The organism is Arthrobacter sp. NEB 688 (genome assembly GCF_013201035.1).
Taxonomy (GTDB): domain Bacteria; phylum Actinomycetota; class Actinomycetes; order Actinomycetales; family Dermatophilaceae; genus Phycicoccus.
In genome coordinates this window covers 1,113,833-1,135,031 of record NZ_CP053707.1, presented here as the reverse complement: position 1 = coordinate 1,135,031, position 21,199 = coordinate 1,113,833, and the positions used below count along the sequence as shown (strand labels likewise).

18 protein-coding genes are annotated in these 21,199 nt (G+C 76.5%); 11 read left to right on the top strand and 7 right to left on the bottom strand.

The genetic code is table 11. From position 1 onward, the window contains the following. The first annotated feature begins 258 nt into the window (after nt 1-258). The 6 genes from HL663_RS05385 to HL663_RS05360 all read left to right on the top strand — a co-directional run bounded on the left by HL663_RS05385 (nt 259) and on the right by HL663_RS05360 (nt 7,826). Nucleotides 259-894 (top strand): PadR family transcriptional regulator, encoded by a 636-nt coding sequence (locus HL663_RS05385; protein WP_173027406.1) that lies wholly within the window; start codon nt 259-261, stop codon nt 892-894. Next, nucleotides 891-1,619 carry an ABC transporter ATP-binding protein gene (locus HL663_RS05380; protein ID WP_173027405.1) on the top strand — a complete coding sequence of 243 codons (729 nt, stop codon included), beginning with the start codon at nt 891-893 and terminating at the stop codon, nt 1,617-1,619. Before HL663_RS05385 ends, HL663_RS05380 begins: the two co-directional genes overlap by 4 nt. Then, entirely contained in the window at nt 1,616-4,501 is a 2,886-nt protein-coding gene (locus HL663_RS05375) for an ABC transporter permease (RefSeq protein WP_173027404.1), read from the top strand. Before HL663_RS05380 ends, HL663_RS05375 begins: the two co-directional genes overlap by 4 nt. 180 nt (nt 4,502-4,681) lie before the next feature. Continuing rightward, nucleotides 4,682-5,929, top strand: a complete 1,248-nt coding sequence (locus tag HL663_RS05370) for an MFS transporter (protein WP_173027403.1) — start codon at nt 4,682-4,684, stop codon at nt 5,927-5,929. Nucleotides 5,930-6,191: 262 nt separating this feature from the next. Further along, on the top strand, nt 6,192-7,019 hold the full coding sequence (locus HL663_RS05365) for a DUF4397 domain-containing protein (protein ID WP_173027402.1): 828 nt from the start codon (nt 6,192-6,194) through the stop codon (nt 7,017-7,019). Nucleotides 7,020-7,115: 96 nt separating this feature from the next. Further along, a complete protein-coding gene (locus HL663_RS05360; protein WP_173027401.1) occupies nt 7,116-7,826 on the top strand; it encodes a class F sortase in 711 nt (236 codons plus the stop codon). Nucleotides 7,827-7,850: 24 nt separating this feature from the next. Here HL663_RS05360 and HL663_RS05355 read toward each other — a convergent pair whose 3' ends face one another. After that, nucleotides 7,851-8,075: a helix-turn-helix domain-containing protein gene (locus tag HL663_RS05355; RefSeq protein WP_030526337.1), complete on the bottom strand. Its 225-nt coding sequence runs from the start codon at nt 8,073-8,075 to the stop codon at nt 7,851-7,853. Then, a complete protein-coding gene (locus HL663_RS05350) occupies nt 8,075-8,689 on the bottom strand; it encodes a DUF2975 domain-containing protein (protein WP_173027400.1) in 615 nt (204 codons plus the stop codon). Before HL663_RS05350 ends, HL663_RS05355 begins: the two co-directional genes overlap by 1 nt. 133 nt (nt 8,690-8,822) lie before the next feature. On the opposite strand from HL663_RS05350, the gene HL663_RS05345 reads away from it, so the two are divergent. Then, nucleotides 8,823-9,464 carry a bacterial proteasome activator family protein gene (locus tag HL663_RS05345; protein ID WP_286175951.1) on the top strand — a complete coding sequence of 214 codons (642 nt, stop codon included), beginning with the start codon at nt 8,823-8,825 and terminating at the stop codon, nt 9,462-9,464. A 27-nt stretch (nt 9,465-9,491) separates the two neighbouring features. Here the strand turns inward: HL663_RS05345 and HL663_RS05340 are convergent, their stop codons facing one another. Genes HL663_RS05340 through HL663_RS05330 form a run of 3 tightly spaced genes read right to left on the bottom strand, consistent with a single transcriptional unit; the run spans nt 9,492 to nt 12,651 of the window. Next, nucleotides 9,492-10,688 carry an MFS transporter gene (locus HL663_RS05340; protein WP_173027399.1) on the bottom strand — a complete coding sequence of 399 codons (1,197 nt, stop codon included), beginning with the start codon at nt 10,686-10,688 and terminating at the stop codon, nt 9,492-9,494. After that, on the bottom strand, nt 10,685-11,932 hold the full coding sequence (locus HL663_RS05335; protein WP_173027398.1) for an MFS transporter: 1,248 nt from the start codon (nt 11,930-11,932) through the stop codon (nt 10,685-10,687). Before HL663_RS05335 ends, HL663_RS05340 begins: the two co-directional genes overlap by 4 nt. After that, a complete protein-coding gene (locus HL663_RS05330; protein WP_173027397.1) occupies nt 11,929-12,651 on the bottom strand; it encodes a DUF6498-containing protein in 723 nt (240 codons plus the stop codon). The genes HL663_RS05335 and HL663_RS05330 overlap by 4 nt, the downstream gene beginning before the upstream one ends. A 116-nt stretch (nt 12,652-12,767) precedes the next feature. Between HL663_RS05330 and HL663_RS05325 the strand changes: the two genes are divergently transcribed. The 3 genes from HL663_RS05325 to HL663_RS05315 are packed head-to-tail and all read left to right on the top strand — an operon-like array spanning nt 12,768 to nt 16,036. Continuing rightward, complete coding sequence (locus HL663_RS05325; RefSeq protein WP_216842683.1) at nt 12,768-13,862, top strand: zinc-dependent alcohol dehydrogenase family protein; 1,095 nt, start codon at nt 12,768-12,770, stop codon at nt 13,860-13,862. 39 nt (nt 13,863-13,901) lie between these two features. Further along, on the top strand, nt 13,902-14,828 hold the full coding sequence (locus HL663_RS05320) for a LysR family transcriptional regulator (protein WP_173027396.1): 927 nt from the start codon (nt 13,902-13,904) through the stop codon (nt 14,826-14,828). A 50-nt stretch (nt 14,829-14,878) separates the two neighbouring features. Next, nucleotides 14,879-16,036, top strand: coding sequence for a TDT family transporter (locus HL663_RS05315; protein WP_173027395.1), 1,158 nt, complete (start codon nt 14,879-14,881; stop codon nt 16,034-16,036). Nucleotides 16,037-16,060: 24 nt separating this feature from the next. On the opposite strand, the gene HL663_RS05310 is transcribed toward HL663_RS05315, so the two are convergent. Beyond that, nucleotides 16,061-17,734, bottom strand: a complete 1,674-nt coding sequence (locus HL663_RS05310) for an FAD-binding dehydrogenase (RefSeq protein ID WP_173027394.1) — start codon at nt 17,732-17,734, stop codon at nt 16,061-16,063. Between the two features lie 10 nt (nt 17,735-17,744). Then, nucleotides 17,745-18,461 carry an HAD family hydrolase gene (locus tag HL663_RS05305; RefSeq protein WP_173027393.1) on the bottom strand — a complete coding sequence of 239 codons (717 nt, stop codon included), beginning with the start codon at nt 18,459-18,461 and terminating at the stop codon, nt 17,745-17,747. A gap of 445 nt (nt 18,462-18,906) precedes the next feature. On the opposite strand from HL663_RS05305, the gene HL663_RS05300 reads away from it, so the two are divergent. Then, a complete protein-coding gene (locus HL663_RS05300; RefSeq protein WP_173027392.1) occupies nt 18,907-21,117 on the top strand; it encodes a DUF998 domain-containing protein in 2,211 nt (736 codons plus the stop codon). The last annotated feature ends 82 nt before the right edge of the window (nt 21,118-21,199 follow it).

The window sequence follows — 21,199 nt, the reverse complement described above, 5'->3', positions numbered from 1 at the left end:
GGGACGAGCATCGGGTCTCCTCACGTCATCGGCGGGCTGCTCCGGCCGCCCGGTGCAGCGACGGCCCGGCCATCCTCGGTGACGCGCGCCGCCGGCGCCACTGCCGGGTCGGGTCGTGGTCGCCGGGAGGTCGGGCCGGGCGCCCGAACGGTCGCCGCGCCCGGGGTGCGGGTCCTTGACGCGCCCCCTTGATACTCGGTATACATCTCCTCAGCACGCCGGGGATACCCGGTATCACCAGCACGAGGGAGGCGTCGGATGTCGGTCCGGCTCGGACTCATGGCCCTGCTCGCCGAGGGCGACTCCTACGGCGCGCGGCTGCGCAGCGACTTCGAGGAGCGCACCGGCGGCACCTGGCCGCTCAACGTCGGGCAGGTCTACACGACGATCGAGCGACTGGTCCGCGACGGCCTCGTCGAGCAGGCCGGCGAGGCCGACGCCGAGGGCCGGATCGCCTACCGGCTGACCGCCGCCGGCCACGCCGAGCTCGACGCCTGGTGGACCACCCCGGTCGACCGCACGAGCACCCCCCGCGACGAGCTGACCATCAAGCTCGCGCTCGCGTTCACCGCACCGGGGGTCGACGTCGCCGCGGTCGTCCAGGGCCAGCGCACCGCGACGCTGCGCCACCTGCGCGACCTGACGCGCCTCAAGCGCGGCGCGCTCGACCGGGCGGAGGGGACGGGCGAGGGCGAGCAGGACGGCGAGCAGGGGCTGCCCTGGCTGCTCGTCCTCGAGCACCTCGTCTTCGCCGCGGAGGCGGAGGTGCGCTGGCTCGACCACGTCGAGTCCACGCTCTCCCGCCACGCCCGCAGGACCCCGGCCGGCTCCCGCCGCGCCGCGCACGACACCGCCGGCGACGCGCCGGCCCACCGGGAGGGGACCCACGCATGACCGCACCGCACGTCGTCATCTCCGACGTCACCCGCGTCCACGGCGAGGCCGAGACGCGCGTCGTCGCGCTCGACCACGTCTCGCTCGACATCCACCCCGGCGAGCTCGTCGCCGTCATGGGACCGAGCGGCTCGGGCAAGTCGACCCTGCTCAACGTCGCCGGGGGCCTGGACCGCCCCTCCTCCGGCACCGTGAGCATCGGCGGCGAGGAGCTCGGCTCCCTCGCGGCGCGCGACCTCGCGAAGCTGCGCCGGCGCCGCATGGGCTTCGTCTTCCAGGACTACAACCTCATCCCGAGCCTCACCGCCGCCGAGAACGTCGCGCTCCCGCTCGAGCTCGACGGCGTCCGCGCCCGGCAGGCCCGCCGTCAGGCCCGCCGCACCCTCGACCTCATGGACCTCATGGGGCTCTCGGACCGCTACCCCGACCAGATGTCCGGCGGCCAGCAGCAGCGCGTCGCCATCGCGCGGGCCCTCGTCGGCAGCCGGCGCTTCGTCCTCGCCGACGAGCCGACCGGCGCCCTCGACAGCCACACCGGCGAAGAGGTGCTGCGCGTCCTGCGCGAGCGCTGCGACGACGGCGTCGCCGGCCTGCTCGTCACCCACGAGGCGCGGCACGCGGCGTGGGCCGACCGGGTCGTCTTCCTGCGCGACGGCCGGGTCGTCGACTCGACGGGTGGCGCCGACGTCGCGGAGGACCTGCTGACCTCGGGCGGCGGACGATGAGCACCCTGGCCCCCTCGCGCCCCGCGACCGACGGGTCCGGTTCGCCCGCCCCCGAGCCCGCCGAGCACGGGCGGTTCGCCCAGTGGCGCTCGTCGTGGGCGGTCGCCCTGCGGATGGCCCGGCGCGACGTGCGCCGCCACCGCGGCCGCAGCGCGCTCGTCGTCGTCATGGTGCTCCTGCCGACGCTCCTGCTCTCCACGGTCGTCACGCTCGCCTACACCTCCGACGTGACGGGCGCCGAGCGCATCCCGCAGACGATGGGCACCGGCCAGGCGCTGCTCGAGTGGCCAGACACCGCCCGGACCGTGCAGCTGCCCGACCCGAGCGCCGGCTTCTCGTCGGTCGAGCAGGACGCGCAGCCCGTCCCCGGCTTCGACCGCGAGGCGTCGATCTTCGCCAACGAGGACGCCGTCGCGCGGCTCGTCGGGTCGCCGGTCACGCCCTTCGAGCGGTGGTCGGCGCGCACCACGCTCGGCGAGCGCCGCCTCTCCCTCGACGGCCTGTCCCTCGACGGGTCGGTCGGCCTCGGCGAGAAGCTCGAGCTGACGAGCGGCCGCTGGCCGGCCGCCCCCTCCACCGACCCGGCGACCCCGGCCGAGGTGCTCGTCACCCCCGTGGCCATCGACCGCGGTGTGCCCGGCCGGGGCTCGTTCGAGCTCACCGTCGAGGGCCAGACCCGCACGGTCACCGTCGTCGGGGTGGCCCGCGCCCAGGACCTCTACTCGCAGCCCGCCCTCGTCACCGCCGCACCGCTCGTGCCGGCCCGCTCGGTCGGCAACGGCGGCTGGATCGTCCTCGGCACCGACCCCGTCACCTGGCCCGAGGTCCGCACCCTGGGCGAGTACGGCTTCCGCGTCACCTCGGCCGACGCCCTGCAGAACCCGCCGGCCGCGAGCGCGTACCCCGTCGAGCTGCAGGCGCAGGCGGGCGACGAGTCGCAGCGGACGGGCCTCATGGTCGGCCTCGCCGCCGTCATGCTCCTCGTCTCGACGACCCTCCTCGTCGGCCCGGCCTTCGCGGTGAGCGCCACCCGGCAGCGGCGCACCCTCGCCCTCGCGGCGAGCAACGGCGCCCACACCCCGGTCCTGCGCCGGACGGTGCTCGCGCAGGCCCTCGTCCTCGGCGCGGTCAGCGCCGTCTCGGGCGTCGGGCTCGGCGTCCTCGGGGCGTGGCTCGTGCGTGCCGCCACGGCGGACCAGGCCTACCCGCCCTTCGGCGGACCGTTCGACGTCCGCTGGGGGATGCTCGCCGGCGTCGCCCTCTGCGCCGTCGCGTCGACCTTCGTCGCCGCCCTCGTCCCGGCCCGCCGCCTCGGCCGGCTCGACATCGTCGGGGTCATGCGCGGCCAGAGCGTCTCGCCGCGGCCGAGCCTCGTCGTCCTCGGCATCGGCGTCGTGCTGACGGCCGTCGGCGGCGCGCTCACTCTCGGCGGCACCGGCGTGGTCGACCTCTCCGGCATGACCGGGAACCTCTTCGTCGGCTCGGGCGAGACCCTCGTCGTCGTCGGGGCCTTCGTCCTCATCGTCGGCTCGCTGCTCCTCGTGCCGGTCGCCCTCGCCGGCGTCGGCCGGCTCGGGACCCACCTGCCGACGTCGCTGCGGATGGCCGCCCGCGACCTCGCGCGGCACCGCGCCCGGAGCGCGCCGTCGGTCGCCGCGGTGCTCGCGGTCGTCGCGGGCCTGACCTTCGGCCTCACCGGCCTCGAGAGCGACACCGAGCAGCGCCGGGCGGAGTACCTGCCCGTCACGATCCCCGGCGAGGTCGTCGTCAGCCCGTTCAGCGAGGTGCCGCTGACCGCCGAGGCCCTTCGCTCCGCCGCGCCGGGCGCCGTCGTCACGCCGAACCCGGTCTACGTCGGGGACACCCAGCAGATGCAGGAGGTCCCGCCGACCGAGCCGTACGACGCGCGGTTCGTCAGCGTCGTCCCGGCCGGGTGCGAGGTCGCCGACACCCTCGGCTGGCTCAGCAGCTCGGCCAAGGGCCTCCAGTGCTCCGTCGCCGGCTCCCTGGCCAACGGCTCGGGCGTCGTCCTCGCGCTGCCCGCCGACGAGCTCGTGCGACGCACCGGCCTGAGCGGCGCCGCGGCCGAGCGGGTCCGGCAGGGCGCGGTCGTCCTGCTCGGCGACCGGGACGGCACCGGCGACACCGTCCGAGTCGTCCAGGGCACCTACCGCGTCGACCCGCAGGCCGAGGTGATCGAGGCGCCGCGGGTGCGGGTGACCTCCGACGCGCAGGTCCCCGCGGTCCGCCTCCCGCTGACCCGGGACTCCGCCGGCCGGGTGCTCGGGGCCTCGATGGTCGTCGCCGCGGGCACCCCGCTCACGCAGGGCTGGGACACGACGACGCCGTCGTGGACCGTCCGCGAGGCCGACGGCCGCGCGGTGCCCGACGCGACGGTCGACGCGCTCTCGGAGCGGCTCGGCGACGAGGTCGGCGTGCAGCGCGAGGACGGCTTCCAGCGCGAGGACCGCGTCGTCGTCGCCGTCCTGCTCGGGGTCTTCGCCCTGCTCATCCTCGTCGTCGTCCTCACCTCGACGGCCCTGACCCTCGCCGAGCAGCAGACCGACCAGGCGACGCTCGCCGCGCTCGGGGCCACCCGGGGCACCCGCCGGGTCATGGCGGCCGCGGAGGCGTTCGTCCTCGCCGCCGTCGGCTGCGTCCTCGGCGTCGCGGTCGGCCTCGTGCCGGGCATCGCGATCGCCCGGCCGCTCACCGCCTCCGGCTGGGACCCGCTGACCCAGGCCTCGCGCGACGGCCAGAGCGTCCTCGTCATCCCGTGGGCCGACCTCGCGACGGTCGGGCTGCTCGTCCCCGTCGTCGCGGCCCTCCTCGCCGCGGCGGGCATCCGCCGGGCCCCGCAGGTCACCCGCCGCTCGACCTGACCCCCGGACCCCTGGCAGGGGGATGCCCCCGCCCGCGCCCCACGACGACGGGCGGGGGCATCGTCGTCGAGGCGGTAGAATCGTGCGTTGCACAGGGTCCTCGTGCGCCGTTGGAGGCGGGTTCGGCGCACACTCGCTCCGCCCTACCCGGGCGCAGGACCCCTCGAAGGCAGAGACCCCGTGTCACCGATCGCCAGCTACCGGCGCCTGTTCTCGCTCGCCGGCCCCCTCTACGTCCTCGTCGCGTTCGTCGGGCGGCTGCCCCTCGCGATGAGCCAGATGGGCACCCTCCTCCTCGTCTCCGGCACGACCGGCTCCTACGGGCTCGGCGGCGCCGCGGCCGGCGGGCTCGCCGTCGCCAACGCCGTCGGTGCGCCGTTCGCCGGCTCGCTCGCCGACCGGATCGGCCAGCGGCCGGTCGTCCTCGTGCAGTCCCTCGCCGGCGGCGCCGGGCTGCTCCTGCTCGTCGGGCTCGCCCACGGCGGGGCGGCCTCCGGGCTCGTCATCGCCTCGGCCGCGCTCGCCGGGCTGCTCATGCCGCAGGTCGGCCCGCTGGCCCGCGTGCGCTGGCGCCCGCTGACCCGCCACCAGGGCTCGCAGCAGCCGCGCCTGATGGAGACCGCCTTCTCGTACGAGGGCGCCGCCGACGAGGCGTCCTTCGTCATGGGCCCGGCCCTCATCGGCGTCCTCGCGGTGCTCGCCAGCCCGTCGGTGGCGCTCGTCGTCGCGGCGGTCCTGCTGCTCGGCTTCGGCACGGCGTTCGCGGTACACCACACCGCCGCCCTCACCCTCGCGCACCGGCCGTCGGCCGAGGGCGCCGGCCGGCTCGTCACCGCGACGTTCGTCGTGCTCCTGCTCGCGCAGCTCCTCATCGGCGTCGTCTTCGGGTCGGTGCAGACGGGCACGACCGTGCTGACGACGCTCGCCGGCCAGCCGGGGCTCGCCGGGCTCGTCCACGCGACGCTCGGCATCGGGTCGGTCATCGCGGGCCTCGCGGTCGCGGGCCTCCCGGCGCGCTTCACCGTCCCGTCGCGGGTGCTCGTCGCCGCGACCGGCCTCGCCGTGCTCAGCGCCCCGCTGCTGCTCACCGACTCGGTGCCGCGCCTGTTCCTCGTCGTCCTCGTCCTCGGCTTCGTCATCGCGCCGTACATGATCAGCGTCTTCATGCTCGGCGAGCGGGCGGTGCCGCCGGCGCGCATCGGGACGGCGATGACGCTGCTCGCGTCGACGACCGGGCTCGGCTACGCGATCGGGTCGGCGGTCGCGGGCCGGGTCGCCGACGTCCACGGGCACACCGGCGCCTTCACCGTCACCGTCTCGGCGGGTGTGCTCGCCATGCTGCTCGCCCTCTTCGGTCGTCCGCTGCTCACCCGGGCGACCCCCACCGCGCCCGCGCCGGCCGCGGCCCCGTCCCCCGCGACCGCCTGACCCCGGAGCCCCGAGCCCCCCCCCCCCCCCAGCCCCTGAGTCCCCCGAGCACCACGAATCCCACGCGTATCGGGTCACCCGATACCGCTGCGCCTCACCCCGGAACGGTTCCGGGGTGAGGCGCGCCCGTATCGGGTCACCCGATACGCGAGTGGTTGCGCGCCCCCGGGGGACGGGTTCGACGAAGTCTCGACGAGGTGCATCCGCCGGCGGGGTGAGCGCGGAAGAGGGGGTGTCACCAACCCCCTCCGGAAGGAACGTCATGCGACGAGCCCTCGCCGCCACCGCCGTCGTCGCGGTCGCCGCACTCCCCCTCGCCCTCACGACCCCGGCGTACGCCGCGGACGACGCCAGCGTCGTCGTCGTGCACGGGGTCCCCGGCCTCACGGTCGACGTGTACGGCAGCGCCGACACGACGTACGGCGCCGACGAGGCCCTGCTCGAGGACTTCGAGCCCGGCACCGTCACCGACCCGGTCAAGCTCCCCGCCGGCACCTACAACCTCGCCGTCTTCCCCGCCGGGGACGACCCGAGCGGCGACCCGGCCATCGAGGCGACCGACGTCGAGGTCCCGGCCGGCGCGAACATCAGCGTCGTCGCCCACCTCGACGCCGACGGCAACCCGACCCTCACGCCGTTCGTCAACGACGTCGACCCCGTCGCCGCGGGCCAGGGCCGGCTCGTGGTGCGCCACACCGCCGCCGCCCCGGCCGTCGACGTCCTCGCCGGTGGTGAGGCCGTCTTCAGCGGCCTGACCAACCCGAACGAGGACAGCGCCGACCTCCCGGCCGGCACCGTCTCCGCGGCCGTCGCCCTCGCGGGCACGACCGACCCGGTCATCGGCCCGGCCGACGTCGACGTCGCCGAGGGCACCTCGACGATCGTCTACGCGTACGGCTCCGCCGAGGACGACACCCTCGCCCTGGCCGTCCAGACCATCGGCGGCCTGCACTCCTCGCCGTCCGGCGTCCCGTCCGGCACGGCCGACCTGCCGGCCGACACCACCCCGGCGCTGCTCCTCGGCGCCGCGGGCCTCGCGACGCTCGCCGCGCTCGGGATGGGCCTGCGCGCCCGTCGCAGCCGCGTCTGACCGCACGGCCGACCCCACGGTCGACCCCACGGCGGGCGGTGCCGCACCAGGCACCGCCCGCCCGTCCGTGACCACCCCCGCCCCCAGGAGAGGCCGATGACCGGCTCGACCCCCGGCCGCGGCTGGCGCCTCGGCGCCGTGCTCGCCGCCCTCGTCGCGCTCGCCTGCGTCGCGGCCCTCGTCGTCCGCACGGTCACCGCGCCGGGCGATGTCGAGGGCGACGGCCTGGCCGCCCTGACCCCGACCGCGAGCGCGTCGCCCTCGCCCGCTACCGCCACCGACGGCCCGGCACCCACGCCCTCGGTCCGCGCGACCGCCCGCGCCGCCGACCCGGGGGCCATCGAGGCAAACGACGACGCCGCCCCGCCCGTGCGGCTGCGCATCCCCGACCTCGGGGTCGCCGCCGACGTGCGCCCGGTCGGCGTCCAGGACGACGGCGCGATGGTCATCCCCGCCGCGCCCACGAGCGTCGGCTGGTACCGCTACGGCTCCGCGCCCTCGACCCCTCGGGGCCACACGGTCATCGCGGGGCACGTCGCCACCCGCGAGGACGGACCCGGCGCCCTCGCCCCCCTGTCCGGTGCGCGCGAGGGGATGCGCATCGAGGTGACCGACGCCGACGGCGAGGAGCACACCTACGAGGTGACCGGCAGGGAGTCGGTGCGCAAGAAGGCCCTTCCCGTCGACGAGATCTTCGCCCGGGACGGCGAGCCCCGGCTGGTGCTCATCACGTGCGGCGGCGAGTACCTGCCCGAGCTGCGGGCCCACCGCGACAACGTCGTCGTCACCGCCGCCCCGGTCGACTGACGGCGTCGACTGACGGCGTCGGCGTCAGGCCGGCTCGACCGACAGCACGTCGCCGGGCTGGCACCCGAGGACGTCGCACACGGCCGTCAGCGTGCTGAAGCGGATGGCCTTGGCGCGGTCGTTCTTGAGCACCGAGAGGTTGACGACCGTCACCCCGACCGCCTCGGCGAGGGCGGCGAGGGTCATCCCCCGCTCCTCGAGCAGCCGGTCGAGGTGACAGACGACGCGGTGCGGCTCCTCGACGGGCATCAGACCAGGCCCTCGACGTCGTCGCGCAGCTGCGTGCCGACCCGGAAGGCCTCCGCGACGAGGGCGAGCACCATGCCGCCGAGCATCGGCAGCCACGGGACCTCGACGAGCGCCCCCGGGCCGCCGGCGCCGAGGTCGGCCCCGGACAGCAGCGCGAGGTCGGTCGTGACGCGGGCGAACCACACGACCGGCACCCCGAGCGCGAGCAGCAGCGCGAGGCCCCGCAGCCGGGAGACGTTCCTCGGGTCGAAGGCGTCACCGCCGGCCACCCCGCGCATCAGCCGCTGGACGAGGAGGCAGCCGACCGCGACGAGCACGGTGAGCGCGACCCCGGGCAGCAGGTCGAGCAGGCGCTCACCGGCCCCGGCGCCGGTCAGCAGGACGTCGTACTCGCCGTCGCCGTACCGGGTCCCGACCGCGTCGAGGGTCGGGACGACGACCGGGCCGACGGTGCCGACGGCCAGCGGCTCGCCGCCGACCCAGTCGAGGACCGGCCCGACGACGCCGGCGAGCGCGGCGGCGGCCGCCACGAGGACGAGCAGAGCGGTCAGGCCCCAGCGGTCCGAGCGGTCGAAGCGCCACAGGCTGGAGGAGAGACTCGCGCGACCGGCCATGACGGCCTCCTTCACATCGACTGTCGATCTGTTATCGACAGACGATATGCATATCGAGAGTCGATGTCAACGGCACGTCGGCTCGCGCCCCTCGCCGGCGCGGGGACCGCACCCGGCGGGGCAGGATGGGATCATGAGCGACCAGCCCCGCAGCGACCGCGACCAGCCCGCCGACGAGCGCCGCCAGGTGCCGGCCACCGTCGTCGGCGACCCCGACCGCATCGTCGTCGTGACGCCCGACGGGATGGGCGTCGCCGACCGCGAGCCGCAGGATGCCGGCGAGCGCACCACCGACGAGGGCCCGCGCAACCCCGCCGACCTCGTCGAGCAGCCCGCGAAGGTCATGCGCATCGGCTCGATGGTCAAGCAGCTCCTCGAGGAGGTGCGCAGCAGCCCGCTCGACGACCGCGGGCGCGCCCGCCTGGCCGAGATCCACGACCGCTCGATCGCCGAGCTCAAGGACGGCCTCGCCCCCGAGCTCGTCGCGGAGCTGGAGCGGATCGCCCTGCCGTTCAAGGACGAGCAGCCCACCGACGCCGAGCTGCGCATCGCCCAGGCCCAGCTGGTCGGCTGGCTCGAGGGCCTCTTCCACGGCATCCAGACCGCGCTCGTCGCCCAGCAGATGGCCGCGCAGGCGCAGCTGCAGCAGATGCGGGCGCTCCCGCCGGGGATGCAGGCCGGCCGCGGTCACGCCCCGCAGGGTCCCGGCGGGATGCCGGGGATGCCGCAGCCGGGCGGCGAGGGCCACGCGGAGGGCACCGGCCAGTACCTCTGACCTGCGACCCCCGTCGGGCACGCCCCGTCAGGCGGCCTCCTCGCGGCGCGGCAGCGAGAGCGCCAGCAGCGCACCGGGCAGCGCCGCCAGCGCGATGACGACGAGCGCGACCCGGGGCGTGCCGACGAAGGGCTGGACGAGGAGCACGAGCAGGACGCCACCGAGGTTGCCGGCCAGCAGCAGGACGGCCGTCGCGGTGCCGGAGCGGGCGACCCCGACGCGGGCCTCGGACCACTCGAGCGCCACGGGCAGCCCCGCGAGCAGGACGAACCCGAGCACCGCGAGCAGCACGCCGGCGACGACCGGGGTGTTGGCCACGACGAGCAGCGCGAACACCGCTGCGGTGCAGGCGGTCGCGCCGACGAGGAACATCCTGCGGCGCCGCCGGGCGGCCACCGGGCCGGGGAGCAGGGCGGCGCCGACGACCCCCGCGAGCGTCGTCACCGCGATGAGCGGCCCGCCCGTGCCGGGGTGCCCGAGCCCGGCCATCACCGGGTCGAGCCAGGTGGCGAGTGCGTTGAAGACGCCGACGCCGACGAGGAGGAGCCCGGCCAGCCGCCAGAGCAGCGGCTCGTCGCGCAGCCAGCGCAGGCCGTGGGCGTCGCGCTGGGCGACCGGCGCGAGCACGGCGACGCGGAGCATCCCGACGACGGCGGCGGCCGCGACCACGGCGAGCCCGGCGTGGACGCCGAGGAGCAGCGGCAGCCCCCCGGCCGCGACGAGCGGTGCCCCGGCGAGCGCCCCGACGAGCACCCCGACGAACTGAGCGGCCGACCCGACGGCGATGGCGGTCGTGCGCTCCCGGGCCGGGAAGGCGCGGGCGGCGAGGGTCGTCGTCGCCGTGAGGACGAGCGGCTGGGCCACCGACGCGAGCAGCTGGCCCGCGAGCTGCCAGCCGTAGGCCCCGGGGTCGACGAGGCGCACGAGCGCACCGGCGGCGGTGAACAGCGCACCGGCGACCAGCGTCGGGTGGAACGAGCGGTCGACGAACCGGCCTGCGGGGAGGGCGAGCACGACGAAGAGCAGCGGGTTGACGACCGCGAGGTCGCCGACGAGCCCCTCGGAGACGCCGAGCGCCCGGGCGGACTCGACGGTGACCGGCGCGAAGGTCAGCCACAGCACCTGGGTCGTCGCGACGAGGAGGGAGAAGGCCGCCAGCAGCGCCCACCGCGACCGGCCGGCGACCCGCTCGGCCCGCTCGGCCTGCGGCGCACCGGCGCTCACGCCGGCACCGGGGCCTCGCGCAGGGTGCGCAGCGGCGAGAGCCATCCGTAGACGGCGGCCAGCACCCCGACCGACACGGTGGCGACCATCGCGCCGCGGGTCCCCAGGACCCCGGCGACCGCGCTGGCCCCGAGCGCACCGGTGGTCCAGCCGACGCCGAAGGAGAGCATCCGGCCGGTCGTGTTGACGCGGCCGAGCAGGTGCTCGGGCGTCGCCTGCTGGCGGTACGTGATGGAGGTGAGGACGACGGCCTGGTACGCGATGCCCCAGCCGACCATCGCGACGAGCGCGACGACGAAGGACGACGTCGTCGCGACGACGAGCCCGGCGACCGCCGACACCGGCAGGGCCAGCAGCGTGGCCCGCGGCATCGAGAAGCGGCGGTGCAGGCGCGGCGTGAGGGTCGCGGCGACGATGCCGCCGATCCCCCACGCCGCGAACACCGCCCCGAAGCGCCAGCCGCTCGTGCCGACCCCGAGCAGCCGGTCGGCGTAGGGCACCGAGAGCGCCATGAAGCCGGCGCCGGAGAGCGACTGGAGGAAGCCGATGACGGTCTGCGAGCGCACCCCCGGGTGGTCCAGGAGGAAGCGCAGCCCGACGCGCACCTCGTCGGCGACGGCGCGCGGGCTGATCGGCGGCAGGTCGCGGGCGCCCGAGAGCCGGGCCGTGATGCCGACGACGGCCGCCGCCGAGGCGAGGAAGCTCAGCGCGTCGACGCCGAGCAGCAGCGCCGGGTGCAGGGCGGCGAGCAGGACGCCGGCGAGCATCGGCATCCCGAGGTCGAGGAGCGAGCCGAACCCCCAGATCGCGGCGTTGGCCGGGCCGAGGCGCTCGCGGCCGACGATGCCCGGCAGGGCGCCGAACGCGGCGCCGTCGAAGAAGACGAAGCAGGCCTGCGTGAGGAAGCCGGCGAGCAGGGCGTGCCCCACGGTGAGCATCCCGAGCTCGTGGGCGAGCGGCACCGACCCGATGGCCACCGCGCTCGCGAGGTCGGCGGCGACCATGACGCGGCGGCGGTCGAGCCGGTCGGAGATCGCCCCCGACACGAGCCCGAAGAGCAGGTAGGGCAGGCCCTCGACGAGGGTGACGAGCGCGGTGAGCGAGGGGCTGCCGCTCAGCCGGTAGACGAGGACGGGCAGTGCGACGGCCGTCACGAGGGTGCCGGCGATGGAGACCTGGCGGGCCAGCCAGAAGCGCCGGAAGTCCGGGTCGCGCCGCAGCGGGACGGGGGTGGAGGCGCTCACGCCGCCCGCCGGACCGTGACGACGACCGGTCGGCCGAGGACGAGCAGGCGCCCGTCGCGCCGCTCGACGGCCAGGACGAGCAGCAGCTCGAGGACGAGCTTCGCGGCGAGCACGAGCAGGGCGAGACCGCGCGACTGCCCGGCGCCCAGCCGGGTCAGGTCGTCGCTGCTCCCGACGCCCTGCGCGACGAGCGGGACGAAGAGCGCGGCGTACGCGAGCGCCATCCGGGCGTAGGCCCGCACGAAGTCCCCGATGCCGAGGGGCCGCCGCTCGCGCAGCCGGCCGGCGCTCGCCCAGCCCGCCGCGAGGAAGCCGATGCCGCCGAGGACGAGCACCGTGAGCCAGGGGCTGCGCAGCGGCGCGACCGGCAGCACCGTGGCGAGCCCGACGAGGAAGGGGACGAGGGCGAACATCCCGTAGTGGAACCCGAAGAAGAGGGTCCCGAAGGAGCGGGCGCGGCCCCGGCCGTCGGGTCCGCGGGAGACCAGGGCCCGGGCGAGGGACCACACGTAGATCGTCACGACCTCGAGCGCCAGCCACAGCCAGACGTCGCCGTAGCCGATGGTGCCCGTCGCGACCGCGAGCATCGGCGCCGCGTTGACGACGACGACGGTGGCGGCGAGCAGACCACGGGCGGCGGCGCGCGGCATCCCGTCGCTGAGGCGCAGGACGAGCTGGAGCCCGAGCACCCGGCCGAGGCCGGTGAGGACGACGTTCACGCGGCCCCCGCCCGGCCGTCGGCCCGCGGTCGGGGCGGCGTCGTCGGCACCCGCGGAGTCTACGAGCCGTGGTCGGCCCCTGTCGCCGATCGCCCCGGACCGGTAGGAAGGTGGGCGTGCCCGACGCCGTGCGCCCCGACGCCCCCACCGCTGCCTCCTCCTCCGCCTCCCCCTCCGGGTCCTCGATGATGCGGGCCGTCGTCTACGACGCGCCGCGCGAGCTCGAGGTGCGCACGGTGCCGCGGCCGGTCGCCGGCCCGGGCGAGGTCGTCGTCGACGTCGACCTCGCGGGCCTCTGCGGCACCGACCTGCACCTGCACGAGGGCGGGTTCTTCGCCGGCTTCCCGCTGACGCCCGGCCACGAGGCGACGGGCACCGTCCGCGCGGTCGGCGAGGGCGTGACCCACGTGCGCCCCGGGCAGCGGGTGGCCGTCGACAACGCCTCGTCGTGCGGCCGCTGCCGGGAGTGCTCCCGCGGCAACCACCTCTTCTGCGAGCACTTCCACTCGCTCGGGGTCAACGCGCCCGGGGGTTTCGCGGAGTCGCTGCTCAGCCCGGGCCACAAGGTCTACCCGGCCGACGACCTCGACCCCGAGGTCGCCGTGCTCGCCGAGCCGCTGGCCTGCGCGGTGCACGGGATGGACGTGCTCGGGCTGCGGCCCGGGGCCGACGTGCTCGTCGTCGGGGCCGGGACGACCGGGCTGCTGCTCTCGCAGCTGCTGCTGCACGGCGGGGCCGGGCGCGTGACCGTCGCCGCGCCGACGCCGTTCAAGCTCGAGCTCGCCGACGCGTACGGCGTCGACCGGGTCGTGCGCGTGACGCGGGACGCCGACGAGACCGCGCGCACGCTGGCCGCACTGCAGCCCGACGGGTTCGACGTGACGGTCGACGTCACCGGGGCCGCGTCGGTCGTCGGGATGCTGCCCTCGCTCACGGCGGCGAACGGCACGGTGTTCGTCTACGGGATGTGCGACGAGGACGCCCGGGTGCCCCTGCGCCCGTACGACGTCTTCCGGCGGCAGCTGACCGTCAAGGGGTCCTTCGCGCAGGTCGACTGCCTCGACCGGGCACTGGCGCTGCTGCGCTCGGGGCGGGTGCGGACCGAGGGGCTCGTGACGCACCGCTTCCCGCTCTCGGGCTACGCCGAGGCCCTCGAGACGCTGCGCTCGGACCCGACGAGCCTCAAGGTGCTCCTCGAGCCCGGTCGCTGAGGCGGCGCGGCCCGCCGTCGCGCTCGTACGGTGGGGCCCATGGCCCCGGACCTCGCCTCGCTGCGCCTGCTCGCCGACGTCGCCCGCCTCGGCGGCATCGCGGCGGCCGGTCGCGCGCACGGCATCACGCAGCAGTCGGCCTCCGAGCGGGTCCGCTCGCTCGAGGCGGACGTCGGGCTCGACCTCGTGACGCGGGGCCGCTCGGGGTCGGCGCTCACCCCGACCGGGCGGCTCGTCGTCGAGTGGTCGGCCGACCTGCTGGCCCGCGCCGACGACCTCGACGAGGCCCTCAGCACGCTGCGCCGCGACCGCTCGCGCGAGCTGCGGGTCCACGCGAGCCTCACCGTCGCCGAGACCGTCCTGCCGCGCGTCCTCGTCCGGGCCCGGCGCGACTCGGTGGCCCACGTGACGCTGCACGCCACCAACTCGGCGTCGGTCGTGGATGCCGTCCGCTCCGGCGCCGCGGACCTCGGGTTCGTCGAGGGCCCGGTCCCGCTCGACGGCCTCGGCCACCGCGGCGTGGGCGTCGACGAGCTGGTCCTCGTCGCGGCGCCGGACGACCCCTGGGCCCGGCGCCGGCGCGTCGTCGTCCCCGACGACCTCGGGGCGCGGGCGCTGAGCAGCCGCGAGGAGGGCTCCGGCACCCGGCGCGTCTGGGAGGACGCGCTCGCCGAGGCCGGGGTCGCGGCCCCGCCGCCGGAGGCCGTGTTCGACACGACGACCGCGCTGCTCGCCTCGGTCGCCGCTGGCGGCCCGCCCGCGTTCGTCAGCCGCCGCTCCGCCATCCACCTCGTGGGGGCCGGGGAGCTCACGGCGCTGCCGACGGTGGGCCTGGCGCTGCGTCGGCCGCTGACCGCCGTGTGGCAGGGCGGCTCCCTGCCGGCGCGCGGCCCCGCACGCGACCTCCTGGCGCTCGTGGCCGCGGCGCTCCGCACGCCCGAGGCACAGGGGGAGCCTGTCACCTGACAGGGACGCGGGGGCTGGCCGGCGCCGGACCGGGCGACGAGGCTCGGAGCATGCCCCCGCCCACCGCGACCCCCTCCCGGACGACCGCCACCACGCTGCCCCCGGCGGGGCCGGCCTGGTACCCGGCCGTCATGGGCACCGGCATCCTCGCGACGCTCCTCCAGGCCCACGCCGGCGGGTCCGCCGCGCTCCACGGCGCCGCCCTCGTCGTGGTGGCGATCGCCTGGGCCGTGCTGCTCGGGCTCACCGCGGCGTTCGCGACGCGGGTCGTCACGCGACCGGGCACCCTGCGCGCGAGCGTCACCGACCTCGCGACCCTCCCGCTGTGGGGCACCGTCGCGATGGGCCTGCTGTCGGTCGGCGCCGCGACCGCCGCGGTGCTGCCCGGCTCCTCCGCGGCCGAGCTCGTCGACCCGGTCGCGGTCGACGCCGTGCTCTGGGTCGCCGGCACGGCGCTCGGGCTCGTGACGGCGCTCGGCTTCGCCGCGCTGCTCGTCCGCGGCCATCCGGGGGCGCCGTCGCCGGTCTGGGGGCTGCCGGTCGTGCCGCCGATGGTGTCGGCGACGACGGCCGCGCCGCTCGTGGCGCACCTCGACGGCGCCGGGTCGCGCTTCCTGCTCGTCCTCCTCGCGTGGGCGTGCTTCGGCCTCGCGCTCGTCCTCGGCACCCTCGTCTTCGCGGTCGCCTACCACCACCACTGGCGGGTCAGCCCGCTCGAGCCCGCCGTCGCCCCGTCGGCGTGGATCCCGCTGGGCGTCGTCGGCCAGTCGACCGCGGCCGCGGTGTCCCTGTCGGCGGCCGGCGCGGGCCTTCTCACGCCCGCCGTGGCCGCCGTCGCGCAGCAGTCCGCGGTGGCCTTCGGCGCCGTGGTGCTCACGGTCGGCGCCCCGCTGGCGGGCTGGGCCCTCGTCGTCACGCTGCGGGGGTTCGCGTCCCGGCCCCCGTTCGCACCCGGGTGGTGGGCGCTCACCTTCCCGGTCGGGACCCTCTCGCTCGGGGCGCACCAGCTCGGGCTGGCCACGGGCTCCGGGGCGCTGCAGGCGGTCGGCGCCGCCCTCCTCGTGGTCCTCTGCGGGACGTGGACGCTCTGCGCGGTGCTGTCGCTGCGGGCGCTCGCGGCATCCCTGCGCCGGCACCGCGGCCCGACGCAGGGGTTCGTCGACGAGACCCCGGAACCGTCCCGGGGTCTCGTCGACGTCTCGGGGTGACCCCGAGAAGCGGAGGTCCGAGGTCTAGAGGGCGGCGGCGAGGGCGCGGCCGGCCTGCCGACCGCTGAAGAGGCAGCCGCCGACGAACGTGCCCTCGAGCGCGCGGTAGCCGTGGACGCCACCGCCGCCGAACCCCGAGACCTCGCCGGCTGCGTACAGCCCGGGCACCGGCGCGCCGGACGCGTCGAGGACCCGCCCCGACAGGTCGGTGTGCAGCCCGCCGAGGGTCTTGCGCGACAGCACCCGCAGCCGGACGGCCACGAGGGGGCCGTGCTTGGGGTCGAGGATGCGGTGCGGCGGGAAGGCCCGCTTGGTCAGGCGGTCGCCGCGGTAGCGCCGGGCCCCCCGGATGGCCGCGACCTGCGCGTCCTTGGTGAACGGGTTCTCGACCTGCCGGTCGCGCTCGACGACCTGGCGCTCGAGGTGGGCGGCGTCGATGGGGGTGCCGGGCTCGAGCTCGTTCATCCGGGCGACGAGCCCGCCGATGGTGTCGGCCGTGAGCCAGTCCTCGCCGTGGTCGAGGAAGGCCTGGACGGCCGGCGGCACCGGCGTGACCGGACGGCGCAGGACGTCGAGCCAGCGCCGCTCCGTGAGGTCGAGGTTCTGCTCGGACCCGGACAGCGCGAACTCCTTGCCGACCAGCGAGCGGTTGAGCACGAACCACGAGTGGTCGAACCCGGTGTGCCGCAGGTGGTCCAGCGTGCCGAGGGTGTCGAAGCCCGGCAGGTAGGGCGAGGGCAGGCGGTCGCCGCGCGCGTCGAACCACAGCGCGCTGGGCCCGGGCAGGATGCGGATGGCGTGCCCCGGCCAGACGGGGTCCCAGTTGCGGACGCCCTCGACGTAGTGCCACATCCGGTCGCGGTTGACGACCGCCCCGCCCGCGGCCTCGGTGATGCCGACCATCCGGCCGTCGACGTAGGCCGGGACGCCGGTGAGCAGCGTGCCCGGGGCGTCCCCGAGCCGGCGCGGCCAGTTGGCGCGGACGAGCTCGTGGTTGCCTCCGATGCCGCCGGACGCGACGAGCACCGCCTGCGCCCCGTACTCGAACGACCCCGTGACCTCGCGGCTGCTCTCGGCCCCGCGCGGTGCGCCGTCGTCGGCGAGCACCGACCCGCGGACGCCGGTGACGGTGCCACCGGTCGTCACGAGCTCGTCGACACGGTGCCGCGGCCGGTGGACGATGCGCCCGCCCGCGACGTGCTCGTGCACCCGCCGCGCGAACGGCGCGACGACGCCGGTGCCGGTGCCCCACGGGATGTGGAAGCGCGGCACCGAGTTGCCGTGTCCCCCACTGGTGCCGTCGCCGCGCTCGGCCCACCCGACGACCGGGAAGAAGGAGACCCCCTGCTCGCGCAGCCACGCCCGCTTGCCGTCGGCGGCCCACTCGACGTACGAGCGCGCCCACTCGCGACCCCAGTGGTCCGGCCCGGGCGAGCCGTCGGGGGCGGTCAGCCGGTCCCAGCCGGCGCTGCCCTGCCAGTCCTGCCACGCCAGGTCGACGGAGTCGCGGATGCCCATCCGCCGCTGCTCGGGGCTGTCGACGAGGAACAACCCGCCGAAGCTCCACCACGCCTGGCCGCCGAGGTTGACCGCCGACTCCTGGTCGAGCAGCACGACGGACCCACCGGCGTCCGCGACCTCGCACGCGGCGACCAGGCCGGCGAGGCCGGCACCCACGACGACGACGTCGGCATCCACGGGATGCACCCTAGGCGGCGCCACCCGCGTCCGGCGAGGCCCCGTCCGTCCCGACGAGCCGGATGCGCCCACCGGCGACCTCGACGCGCAGGTCGGCGAGGCTGCCGACGACGAGGTCGGCGACCTCGGCCAGCTCCTCGGGGGCCATCGTCGTGGTGACCGCGACGAGCCCGCCGCAGCCGGCGTCCCGGGCCGCGCGCAGCCCGGCGACTGCGTCCTCCAGGACGAGGCAGTCGGCGGGGTCGACGCCGAGGCGCTCGGCGCCGAGCAGCCACGGGTCGGGGAACGGCTTGCCGCGCACGACGTGGTCGGCGGTGACGACGACCTCGGGGTGCGGGAGCGCGGTGGCCGTCAGGCGCGCCTCGGCGAGCGGGTCGCTCGAGGAGGTGACGATGGCCGTGGGGACGCCGCCGTCGCGCAGCGCGGTGAGGAGGTCGAGCGTGCCGGGCAGGACCTCGATCTCGCCGACGTCGGCGACCTCGAGCTCGACGATGCGCTCGTACGCGGCGTCGCGCCGGTCCTCCGGGAGGAGCCCGGCGATGAGGTTGCGGGCCGTGACGCCGTGGGAGCCGGTGAGGCGGCGGGGGTCGACGCCGTGCTCCTCGCACCAGCGCAGCCAGCTGCGCTCGACGGCGGCGATCGAGTCGATGAGCGTGCCGTCCATGTCGAGCAGGACGGCGCCGAAGTCGCGCCGCAGCGCCTCGGGCAGCGGGGTGGAGGACGTCATGCCCGCCAGCCTAGGTCGCCTCCCACCCGCCCCCGTCCGGCCGACCCTCGACCAGGGCCGGACCCGACCCTGGCCCGGCCCCGGCCCCGGCCCCGGCCCCGGCCCGAGGTGTGTCCTCCCGGACTCCACGCGCCGCGGGAGGAATCCCTGCCACACCGCAACCACCTGCGGACCTCGTGGGAGGGAAACGTCCCGAGTCGGCAGGACTGGTCGCACCGCGGGAGGAAAACCTCCCGGAGCGGCAGGACTGGTCGCACCGCGGGAGGTAAACCTCCCGCGGTGACAGGAGTGGTTGCGCTGCGGGAGGTAAACCTCCCGCAGGACGTGGAGCCGGGGAGAGCACACCTTTCCCCGGCTGCCGGGCGGACACCCGCGGGTCGGCCGCTCGGCCCCTCCCGCCCCCGGCCGCTCCGGGCCTGCAGGGAGCCGACCTAGGGTGGAGCGCATGGCCCGCCCCGCCGGACACCTCAGGACCGCCGTCGTCAGCGCGGCCCTGACCCTGACGGCCCTCGTCGGCGGGTGGACCTGGGCGGCCGGTCTCGTCGGGCCGGGCTTCGACCCGCTGCGCGAGTCCATCAGCGCCCTCGCCTCGCTCGAGACGCCGCACCGCTGGGTGATGACGAGCGCCCTCGTCGCCACCGGCCTCGGCCACTGCCTCACCGCCTGGTGCCTCGGCGCCGCCCGCCCCGCCGGGCGTATCGCGCTGGCCCTCGGCGGCCTCGCGACCCTCGGGGTCGCCGCGCTGCCGCTGCCCTCGCGCACCGAGTCCTCCGCCGCGCACACCGCCGTCGCGACCGCCTCCTTCGTCCTGCTCGCCCTCTGGCCCGCGCTCGCCGCCCGGCGGCAGGGCCCCGAGGTGCTGCGCCGCCGCGTCGCCTGGCCCGCCTCCGTCGTGCTCCTCGCCGCCGTCGCCTCCCTCGGCCTCGGCCTGGACGCCACCTTCTTCGGCGCGCACGAGCGGCTCGTCGCGGTCCTCACCGCCCTCTGGCCCTTCGTGACGGCGGTGGGGGTGTGGTGGAGCGCGGGCCACCGGGTCGGGTCCCGGCGCGTGCGGCAGGGCCTCGGGACCGTGGCCCTCGTCGGTGCCTTCACCATCGCCGGCCTCGCGACGACGACGCTGCTGCCCGCCACCGCCGAGACCCGCAGCTACCGGGCGACCGTCAGCCTCGACGCCAGCCCGTCCCGGGTCGGCGAGCTCGTCGCCGAGACGACCTTCGGCGACGTCGAGCTCTCCTTCTCCGGTCTCGCCCCCGGCGTGCGCGCCGTCCCGCAGGTGCGCTCGAGCATCACCGACGTCCTCGCCCGCCCCAACGTCAGCCTCGCCACCCTGCGCCCCGGCCCCGAGGAGCTCAACAGCGCGATCCGCGGCGTCGCCGTCGAGGTCGTCGTGCGCTTCGCCGCCGGCGCCCTCCTCCTCGCGCTCCTCCTCGTCGGCGGCTGGGCCCTGGCCCGGCGCCGGCCCCCGCCCCGCTCGCTCGTCGTCGCCGCGACGGTCGCCTGGACGGTCGCGACGCTCGGCACCGCCGCGTCGATGTACACGACGTACCAGCCGAGCCGCCAGACGACGTGGCGCGCGACCGAGGTGCTCGGCACCTTCCAGCAGAACCAGGGCCTCCTCGACGACGTCGAGTCGCGGGCCAGCCAGGCGACCCCGTACGTCCGCAACCTGCTCGCGCTCTCGACCGCGTTGCAGCAGAAGTACGCCGCCGACTCCCTCGAGTCGGCCCCGGCCCTGCGCATCCTCTTCGTCAGCGACCTCCACGGCGGCAACCAGTACGCCCTGATGCGCTCGGTCATCGAGTCGGAGAGCATCGACCTCGTCGTCGACAGCGGCGACCTCGTCAACTTCGGCACCGTCGCCGAGGGCGAGGCCGCCGGGATGTTCGAGGGCATCCGCTCGCTCGGGGTGCCCTACGTCTTCGTCCGCGGCAACCACGACGCGACGAGCGCCACCGACACCGCGCTGCTGCGCCGGATGGACCGCATCCCCAACGTCGTCCTCCTGGAGCCGCCGGGCGACGACTACCAGGAGGTGACGGTCGGCGGCGTGACCATCGCCGGCTTCAACGACCCCCGGTGGTTCGGCGACTCCGGCACCGGCTCGCGGGCCAAGCAGCTGCCCGCGCGGGACGCGTTCCGGGCGGCGTTCACCGGCCGGCCGGCCCCCGACGTCGTCGTCGGCCACGAGCCCTGGGCGGTCGCCGGCCTCGACGCAGGCGTGCTGCTCAACGGCCACATGCACTCGACCGACCTCGAGGGCAACCGGATCCAGGCCGGCACGTTCACCGGGGGCGGCCCCCTCAGCCACTTCATCGGTGCCGAGGGCGGCGAGGAGCTCGTGGGGCAGCCGTCGGCCTTCGACGTCCTCACCTTCGGCACCGACTGCCGCCTCTCGTCGCTGACGCGCTACCGGTTCCGCGACGTCATCGAGGGCCGACCCGCGTACGACGACGTCTCGCTCGTCAACGGCGACCGGGTCGACACCCGACCCGTCGACCCCACCCGCACCTGCGAGCCCGGTGGCGCGCCGCAGGTCGTCCGGGTCCCCGCGACCCCGGTGCCCACCACGTCGACCGACCCCTCGGTCACCCCCTCGTCGAGCCCGGCGTCGACCACCTCGGCGAGCCCCTCCGCGACGCCCTCGCCGACCCCCTGACGACCGCCCGGCGCACCCCCCCGGGTCGAGGGCCGAAGGTCAGGAGTTCCCCCACGGGACCCCAGCCGGTGGTCAGAGCTTG

Bases quoted from the DNA above. Each gene is read 5' to 3' on its own strand.
- HL663_RS05380 (WP_173027405.1), top strand. From the start codon at position 891: ATGACCGCACCGCACGTCGTCATCTCCGACGTCACCCGCGTCCACGGC.
- HL663_RS05350 (WP_173027400.1), bottom strand. From the start codon at position 8,689: ATGGCCGGTCGCGCGAGTCTCTCCTCCAGCCTGTGGCGCTTCGACCGC.
- HL663_RS05305 (WP_173027393.1), bottom strand. From the start codon at position 18,461: ATGACGTCCTCCACCCCGCTGCCCGAGGCGCTGCGGCGCGACTTCGGC.
- HL663_RS05355 (WP_030526337.1), bottom strand. From the start codon at position 8,075: ATGCCCGTCGAGGAGCCGCACCGCGTCGTCTGTCACCTCGACCGGCTG.
- HL663_RS05375 (WP_173027404.1), top strand. From the start codon at position 1,616: ATGAGCACCCTGGCCCCCTCGCGCCCCGCGACCGACGGGTCCGGTTCG.
- HL663_RS05365 (WP_173027402.1), top strand. From the start codon at position 6,192: ATGCGACGAGCCCTCGCCGCCACCGCCGTCGTCGCGGTCGCCGCACTC.
- HL663_RS05320 (WP_173027396.1), top strand. From the start codon at position 13,902: ATGGCCCCGGACCTCGCCTCGCTGCGCCTGCTCGCCGACGTCGCCCGC.
- HL663_RS05315 (WP_173027395.1), top strand. From the start codon at position 14,879: ATGCCCCCGCCCACCGCGACCCCCTCCCGGACGACCGCCACCACGCTG.
- HL663_RS05345 (WP_286175951.1), top strand. From the start codon at position 8,823: ATGAGCGACCAGCCCCGCAGCGACCGCGACCAGCCCGCCGACGAGCGC.
- HL663_RS05385 (WP_173027406.1), top strand. From the start codon at position 259: ATGTCGGTCCGGCTCGGACTCATGGCCCTGCTCGCCGAGGGCGACTCC.
- HL663_RS05360 (WP_173027401.1), top strand. From the start codon at position 7,116: ATGACCGGCTCGACCCCCGGCCGCGGCTGGCGCCTCGGCGCCGTGCTC.
- HL663_RS05300 (WP_173027392.1), top strand. From the start codon at position 18,907: ATGGCCCGCCCCGCCGGACACCTCAGGACCGCCGTCGTCAGCGCGGCC.